Here is a 7,999-nt window from a genome sequence, read left to right on the forward strand (position 1 = left end):
TATACTATAAATTCAACTTTGCAACAGAACCGTATTATGGAATAGAGATGTTGGTAACATTTATACAGGATCATTATACTTAAGTTTAATTTCGTTATTACAGAACCACACATTCCAACCAGAAGAGAAAGTATGTCTATTTAGTTATGGTTCAGGAGCAGTAGGAGAAATCTTTAGTGGTTCAATCGTTAAAGGATATGACAAAGCATTAGATAAAGAGAAACACTTAAATATGCTAGAATCTAGAGAGCAATTATCAGTCGAAGAATACGAAACATTCTTTAACAGATTTGATAATCAAGAATTTGATTTCGAACGTGAATTGACACAAGATCCATATTCAAAAGTATACTTATACAGTATAGAAGACCATATCAGAACATATAAGATAGAGAAATAAACTAGTGGCCGATTGTGCTTGATGAGCTTGGGACATAAATCCTAACTCGAAATAAATAAGCATATCACTAAACTGATTTTTTAAAGTTTACAGTGATATGCTTATTTTTTTATCTTACGATTTTGTACGTGCATGCTTGCCTAGGGGTATGGCTCGAGCCATTAGTCTCTCGCACATACTATTCCCTCAGGCGTCAGCACTTACAAAATCGGTTGTAATTTTCATTTTTATACGCATTCTTACTGAGATTATACTAATAAGAGGAATAGTAAAAGCAATTCTAAGTAAAATTGCAGATAAGAGGTTTGTTAAAAGCAGTTCTAAGTAAAATTGCAGATAAGAGGTTTGTTAAAAGCAGTTCTCAGTAAAATTACAGATAAGAGGTACGTTAAAAGCAATTCCATGCAAAATTGCTGATAAGGGGTAAGTTAAAAGCAGTTCTCAGTAAAATTGCAGATAAGAGGTACGTTAAAAGCAGTTCTAGGCAAAATTGCAGATAAGAGGTGCGTTAAAAGCAGTTCTCAGTAAAATTGCTGATAAGGGGTAAGTTAAAAGCAATCCTAAGTAAAATTGCAGATAAGGGGTACAGAAAAACTAGACTTGATTACAAAATGGAGCTTGGGACATAAATGATTTTTTAAAAATGAGATGAGACGTAGATTAACTCCATAATCAATACGAATCTATCGACTTCTTTATTTATGATATTCATCTCTTTTTAATGGAAATAAAAGTGCGATTAATGTGATAATACAGTTACGTTAATTAAAAAAATAAAAATGCAAGGAGAGGTAATATGCTAACTGTATATGGACATAGAGGATTACCTAGTAAAGTTCCGGAAAATACAATTGCATCATTTAAAGCTGCTTCAGAAGTAGAAGGTATAAACTGGTTGGAGTTAGATGTTGCAATTACAAAAGATGAACAACTGATTATCATTCATGATGATTATTTAGAACGGACTACAAATATGTCCGGGGAAATAACTGAATTGAATTATGATGAAATTAAAGATGCTTCTGCAGGATCTTGGTTTGGTGAAAAATTCAAAGATGAACATTTGCCAACTTTCGATGATGTAGTAAAAATAGCAAATGAATATAATATGAATTTAAATGTAGAATTAAAAGGTATTACTGGACCGAATGGACTAGCACTTTCTAAAAGTATGGTTAAGCAAGTGGAAGAACAATTAACAAACTTAAATCAGAATCAAGAAGTGCTCATTTCAAGCTTTAATGTTGTGCTTGTTAAACTTGCAGAAGAAATCATGCCACAATATAACAGAGCAGTTATATTCCATACAACTTCGTTTCGTGAAGACTGGAGAACACTTTTAGATTACTGTAATGCTAAAATAGTAAACACTGAAGATGCCAAACTTACTAAAGCAAAAGTAAAAATGGTAAAAGAAGCGGGTTATGAATTGAACGTATGGACTGTAAACAAACCAGCACGTGCAAACCAACTTGCTAATTGGGGAGTTGATGGTATCTTTACAGACAATGCAGATAAAATGGTGCATTTGTCTCAATAGAAAGTTAGAGGTGAGTCTTACGTTTCAGTGACGGTAGACTTACCTTTAACATGTTACATACTAAAAAATTAATTTGAATAAGAAAGAGAGACATATATGAAATACGATGATTTTATAGTAGGAGAAACATTCAAAACAAAAAGCCTTCATATTACAGAAGAAGAAATTATCCAATTTGCAACAACTTTTGATCCTCAATATATGCATATAGATAAAGAAAAAGCAGAACAAAGTAGATTTAAAGGTATCATTGCATCTGGCATGCATACACTTTCAATATCATTTAAATTATGGGTAGAAGAAGGTAAATACGGAGAAGAAGTTGTAGCAGGAACACAAATGAATAACGTTAAATTTATTAAACCTGTATACCCAGGTAATACATTGTACGTTATCGCTGAAATTACAAATAAGAAATCCATAAAAAAAGAAAATGGACTCGTTACAGTGTCACTTTCAACATACAATGAAAATGAAGAAATTGTATTTAAGGGAGAAGTAACAGCACTTATTAATAATTCATAATAAAACAGTGAAGCAACCATCGTTACGGATTGCTTCACTGTTTTGTTATTCATCTATATCGTATTTTTTATTACCGTTCTCATATAGCTCATCATACACTTTACCTGAGATTTTGGCATTGTAGCTAGCCATTCCTTTATCTTGTACATCTTTAACATTAATAGCCATCATCATGTTTGGATTATCTTTATCATATGATATAAACCACCCAATTTGTCTGCCAGTTTCTCCTTGTTTCATTTTGAGTTCTGCAGTACCGGATTTGCCAATTAAGTTTGCATAAGATCTATAAATATCTTCTTTATGTGTTTTATTTACGACTTGTTGCATACCATCAGTTAATAGATTGATATTTTCTTTGGAAATAATATTTTTCTTCCAAACTTTGTTTTTCGTGTCTTTTAATAAGTGAGGTGCGTTAATATTGCCATTATTTTCTAATGCGCTATAGATTGAAAGGATCTGTACTGGGTTAATCAGTATTTCACCTTGTCCGTAACCTGAATCAGCTAATAATATTTCATTATCTAAATTTTTGTTTGAAATTTGAGCATTATAAAATGGATAATCACTTGGTATATCTTCACCAACACCTAGTTTTTTCATGCCTTTTTCAAATTTCTTACTGCCTAATTCGAGTGCTACTCTAGCAAAGAAAATGTTATCTGATGATTCTATTGCTTGTTTTAAGTCGATATTACCATTTACCACTTCATATCTTGTAACGTTGTAACCACCCCAAGATTTATCTTTTTGCCAACCTTTACCATCGATTTTATAACTTGTTTTATCGTCTAATGTTTTGTTATTTAACCCAATCATTGCTGTTAATATTTTTTGAGTTGAACCTGGTGAAGTTGTAATCTGGAACTTGTTGAGCAGAGGTTCTTTTTTATCTTCGGTTAATTTATTATATTCTTCGTTACTCATGCCATACATAAATGGATAGACGTCATATGAAGGTGTGCTTACAAGTGCTAATAATTCACCTGTTTGAGGGTGGATAGCAGTACCTGAGCCATAATCATTTTTCATGTTGTTATAAATACTCTTTTGAACTTTAGCATCAATAGTTAGTTGAATATCTTTGCCATCTTTTTTCTTTTTCTCTATTAATGTATGTGCGATTGTATTGCTATTATCGTCAACGATTGTGACACGATAGCCATCTTCATGTTGGAGCTTTTTATCGTAAAGTTTTTCGAGTCCCTTTTTACCAATAACTGCATCATCTTTATAGCCTTTATATTCTTTTTGTTTTAATTCTTCAGAGTTAATGGGACCAACATAACCTAATAGATGTGAAGTCGCTTTTTCTAGAGGATAGTTACGACTTTCTGTTTCATTAGTTGTAAGATGAAATTTTTTTGCGAAATCACTTAAATATTCATCCATTTTTTTAACGGTTTTAAGTGGAACGAAGGTATCATCTTGTACCCAATTTTGATCCATTTGTTGTTTGATATAGTCTTCAGAAATACTTAGTTCTTTAGCGATTGCTTTATAATCTTTTTTAGATACATTCTTTGGAACGATGCCTATCTCATATGCTGTTCCTGTATTGGCCAATTCCACATTGTTTCGGTCTAAAATTTTACCACGTTCTGATTTTAAATTTTCAATATGTATGCTTTGGTCTTTCTGCATTCCTGGAATAATGACGCTATGATCCCAATCTAACTTCCACATACCATCTTCTTTAACAAAATTAAATTGAACGTTGCGATCAATGTTACCGTAGTTTGTTTTAATTTTATATTGAGCATCTACTCGTTTTTTATTTTTAGATACTTTTTTTATTTTACGATCCTGAATGTTTATATCTTTAACGCCTAAACTATTATATATTTTTATCGGACGTTCAGTCATTTCTACTTCACCATTATCGCTTTTAGAAATATAACTGCTATCTTTATAAACTTGTTTGAAATTTTTATCTTCAATTGCATCAATAGTATTATTAATTTCTTTATCTTTTGAAGCATAAAAATATATACCAAACCCGACAACTACAACTATTAAAATAAGTGGAACAATTTTTATCTTTTTCATCAATATCCTCCTTATATAAGACTACATTTGTAATATATTACAAATGTAGTATTTATGTCAAAATAATGTTATAATTTTTGTGATATGGAGGTGTAGAAGGTGTTATCATCTTTTTTAATGTTAAGTATAATCAGTTCATTGCTCACGATATGTGTAATTTTTTTAGTGAGAATGCTCTATATAAAATATACTCAAAATATTATGTCACATAAGATTTGGTTATTAGTGCTCGTCTCCACGTTAATTCCATTAATACCATTTTACAAAATATCGAATTTTACATTTTCAAAAGATATGATGAATCGAAATGTATCTGACACGACTTCTTCGGTTAGTCATATGTTAGATGGTCAACAATCATCTGTTACGAAAGACTTAGCAATTAATGTTAATCAGTTTGAGACCTCAAATATAACGTATATGATTCTTTTGATATGGGTATTTGGTAGTTTGTTGTGCTTATTTTATATGATTAAGGCATTCCGACAAATTGATGTTATTAAAAGTTCGTCATTGGAATCGTCATATCTTAATGAACGACTTAAAGTATGTCAAAGTAAGATGCAGTTCTACAAAAAGCATATAACAATTAGTTATAGTTCAAACATTGATAATCCGATGGTATTTGGTTTAGTGAAATCCCAAATTGTACTACCAACTGTCGTAGTCGAAACCATGAATGACAAAGAAATTGAATATATTATTCTACATGAACTATCACATGTGAAAAGTCATGACTTAATATTCAACCAGCTTTATGTTGTTTTTAAAATGATATTCTGGTTTAATCCTGCACTATATATAAGTAAAACAATGATGGACAATGACTGTGAAAAAGTATGTGATAGAAACGTTTTAAAAATTTTGAATCGCCATGAACATATACGTTATGGTGAATCGATATTAAAATGCTCTATTTTAAAATCTCAGCACATAAATAATGTGGCAGCACAATATTTACTAGGTTTTAATTCAAATATTAAAGAACGTGTTAAGTATATTGCACTTTATGATTCAATGCCTAAACCTAATCGAAACAAGCGTATTGTTGCGTATATTGTATGTAGTATATCGAGCTTCACATGAAACAGCTAAAGAAGCTTTGGGCGATAAAGAGTTAAGAGCCATTGCACATGAGTTAACTAAAACAGTTAAGGATAACATGAGTGTTGATTGGTCTAAACGAGACAGTGCTAAAGCTAAAATGAGAGTTCAAGTTAGACGCCTATTAAAGAAATATGGCTATCCACCAGATCTTCAAAAAATGGCTGTGGAACAAGTTGTAGAGCAAGCAGAATTAATGGCAAGTCAGCAATAAAAAAATAAATCATAATGAGTCCGGGACATAAAGTTCTTGGATAAGTGAAAAAAGACAATTTCTATTGAAATAATATAGAAATTGTCTTTTTTATAAATTTTTTGATTATTTTCAGCTCGTTGAGCTACTACTTTTCTTATATTAAGTGCCATTAATACAAAACCAAGTTCTCTTTTGACTTTATTGAGTCCTCGGACAGACATCCGAGTGAAACCCAAAATAGCCTTCATAAATCCAAAAACAGGTTCCACATCAATTTTTCTTTGACTGTAGATATTTTTTGTTTCTGGTTCTGAAAGCTTTTTGTTAATTTGGGATTTAAAATATTCCCAGTTATAATTCTTCATTATTTTTTTGTTTGTTTTTGAATTGAAGTTCATACATTGATTTTTCAGAGGACATTCTGAACAATCATCACATTCATATAATTTGAAGTCTCGCTTATAACCATACTTATCATGACGATAGGCATATCTTTTAAAACCTAGCCGTTTATTATTCGGACAAATGAATTCGTCATTAATTTCGTCATAGTTCCAATTTTGAGTATTAAAGATGTCACTTTTATATTTTTTAGTTTTATCTTTTATAAACATTCCATATGTTATGAGTGGCGTTCGATTAAAGTCATCTATAATTGCCTTATAATTTGATTCACTACCATAACCTGCATCAGCTACAATATATTCAGGTAAATGACCGTAGGTCTCTTGAATTGAATTTAAAAATGGAATCATCGTTCTAGTATCCGTTGGATTTTGATACACATTATAAGATAAAACAAATTGGGAATTTGTTGCTATTTGTAAATTATACCCTGGCTTAAGTTGTCCATTTTTCATGTGATCTTCTTTCATTCTCATAAATGTCGCATCATAATCTGTCTTAGAATAACTATTTCTATCCTTTAAAATAGATTTTTGAAATTCGTATCGATACTTTCGCTCAAAATAATCATTGATTTGCTTTTTGTATTTTTTGATTTTAGTTCTTTTGAGACGTATTTGTTTTCTTGTTTTAGTACATTTTTCATTGTTGATATGTTGGTTTAAATCTTCGATTTCTTTATCTAAGTGACTACCAATCAAATCTATTTCTTCTTTTGTTAATTCATTATCATGATCTTCTTTAATTTCCGGTATGATTTTATTGGTTACCAATTCATGGTAGAGGGCTTTAGAATCCTCATTCATCTTTGATTCATGGTTTTGAATACTCTTTTTCCATACAAATGTATATCGATTGGCATTTGCTTCAATTTTTGTACCATCAATAAAAATAGCTTTATCATCTATAAGATTTTGTTTTACACACTGACTGTAAAATTGAATAAATAAAGATTCTAATAAAGCATCTACTTTTGGATTTACTCTAAATTGATTAATTGTTTTATAAGAAGGTTTTTGATTTTGTGATAGCCACATCATTCGGATGCTATCATTAAGCATTTTTTCTATTTTACGACCTGAGAATACAGATTGTGTGTAGGCATATAGAATCACTTTTAACATCATTTTAGGATGGTACGAAGTTGCACCACGGTGATGTCTGAATTCGTCGAATTCATTGTCAGGAATTGTTTCAACAATATCATTTACAGTAAAACGATGTTGATTTGTTTTGTTTCCATATTGACCTCCATGTATTTGCTATGATTTCAAAATCCATTTTTGACGTGCCTTAGGGTTGAGTGGATGCATAATTTCATTTGTTACTGGATTGATGAGCTTTTTTACTTTCTTTTTATGAGGTTTTAACATTTCCATCACTTGTTCGACACGGTCGATAACAACTGGTCGCTTCGCATAGGCACCATAAGCAAGAATCACTGTGTCACTTTCACTAATCGCTTTCATCAAATGAATATCAGTGTGCTCATCGTATGGATTTTTGATATGTTTGAGGTTTTCGGGTGTTCTAATATTTGAAAATAGATTTACAAGATATACAGCACCATATTGTTCAGTATTAGCTAATTGATTGAGGATAAGAACAGTTGTGAGATCGAGTGATAATACACCATCTAAATGAGGGTACATCGTTATCACTGTACAAGCGGGTTTCTTTTCATCCCATGTTTTCTTGAGTAAATAGCGGTGTTGTTCATCATCGCTAAATATGGCTTCTGTGTTTATCGTACTTTTGATTGTATTCATCATCGTCA

6 protein-coding genes and 2 pseudogenes are annotated in these 7,999 nt (G+C 31.0%); 5 read left to right on the plus strand and 3 right to left on the minus strand.

Annotation, left to right across the window (positions count from 1 at the left end):
- Nucleotides 1-10: 10 nt before the first annotated feature.
- The 3 genes from HMPREF2578_RS10895 (at nucleotide 11) to HMPREF2578_RS07880 (ending at nucleotide 2,465) form a co-directional block, all read left to right on the plus strand.
- Nucleotides 11-400: a hydroxymethylglutaryl-CoA synthase gene (locus tag HMPREF2578_RS10895; RefSeq protein ID WP_020444595.1), complete on the plus strand. Its 390-nt coding sequence runs from the start codon at nucleotides 11-13 to the stop codon at nucleotides 398-400.
- A 796-nt stretch (nucleotides 401-1,196) separates the two neighbouring features.
- Nucleotides 1,197-1,940, plus strand: coding sequence for a glycerophosphoryl diester phosphodiesterase (locus HMPREF2578_RS07875; RefSeq protein WP_070508370.1), 744 nt, complete (start codon nucleotides 1,197-1,199; stop codon nucleotides 1,938-1,940).
- 96 nt (nucleotides 1,941-2,036) lie between these two features.
- Entirely contained in the window at nucleotides 2,037-2,465 is a 429-nt protein-coding gene (locus tag HMPREF2578_RS07880; protein WP_000872606.1) for a MaoC family dehydratase, read from the plus strand.
- A gap of 45 nt (nucleotides 2,466-2,510) precedes the next feature.
- Here HMPREF2578_RS07880 and mecA read toward each other — a convergent pair whose 3' ends face one another.
- Nucleotides 2,511-4,520 (minus strand): PBP2a family beta-lactam-resistant peptidoglycan transpeptidase MecA, encoded by a 2,010-nt coding sequence (gene mecA / locus HMPREF2578_RS07885; RefSeq protein WP_063852655.1) that lies wholly within the window; start codon nucleotides 4,518-4,520, stop codon nucleotides 2,511-2,513.
- 96 nt (nucleotides 4,521-4,616) lie between these two features.
- On the opposite strand from mecA, the gene HMPREF2578_RS07890 reads away from it, so the two are divergent.
- Together HMPREF2578_RS07890 and HMPREF2578_RS07895 are read left to right on the plus strand one after the other, a co-directional pair.
- Nucleotides 4,617-5,603 (plus strand): beta-lactam sensor/signal transducer MecR1, encoded by a 987-nt coding sequence (locus HMPREF2578_RS07890; RefSeq protein ID WP_001549960.1) that lies wholly within the window; start codon nucleotides 4,617-4,619, stop codon nucleotides 5,601-5,603.
- A pseudogene (locus tag HMPREF2578_RS07895) lies at nucleotides 5,590-5,835 on the plus strand (type I restriction enzyme endonuclease domain-containing protein); the annotation flags it as partial. The gene HMPREF2578_RS07890 and the pseudogene HMPREF2578_RS07895, both read left to right, overlap by 14 nt.
- Here the strand turns inward: HMPREF2578_RS07895 and HMPREF2578_RS07900 are convergent.
- A pseudogene (locus HMPREF2578_RS07900) lies at nucleotides 5,826-7,436 on the minus strand (IS1182 family transposase); the annotation flags it as partial. The pseudogenes HMPREF2578_RS07895 and HMPREF2578_RS07900 sit on opposite strands and share 10 nt — an antisense overlap.
- A gap of 48 nt (nucleotides 7,437-7,484) precedes the next feature.
- Nucleotides 7,485-7,991, minus strand: coding sequence for a DUF1643 domain-containing protein (locus HMPREF2578_RS07905; protein WP_001092195.1), 507 nt, complete (start codon nucleotides 7,989-7,991; stop codon nucleotides 7,485-7,487).
- Nucleotides 7,992-7,999 lie beyond the last annotated feature (8 nt).

The sequence above is a fragment of the Staphylococcus sp. HMSC072H03 genome, from assembly GCF_001809305.1.
GTDB classification, from domain to species: domain Bacteria; phylum Bacillota; class Bacilli; order Staphylococcales; family Staphylococcaceae; genus Staphylococcus; species Staphylococcus hominis.

Excerpts from the sequence above, each read along its gene's own strand:
- HMPREF2578_RS07875 (WP_070508370.1), top strand. The coding sequence starts at position 1,197 with ATGCTAACTGTATATGGACATAGAGGATTACCTAGTAAAGTTCCGGAA.
- HMPREF2578_RS07880 (WP_000872606.1), top strand. The coding sequence starts at position 2,037 with ATGAAATACGATGATTTTATAGTAGGAGAAACATTCAAAACAAAAAGC.
- HMPREF2578_RS07905 (WP_001092195.1), bottom strand. The coding sequence starts at position 7,991 with ATGAATACAATCAAAAGTACGATAAACACAGAAGCCATATTTAGCGAT.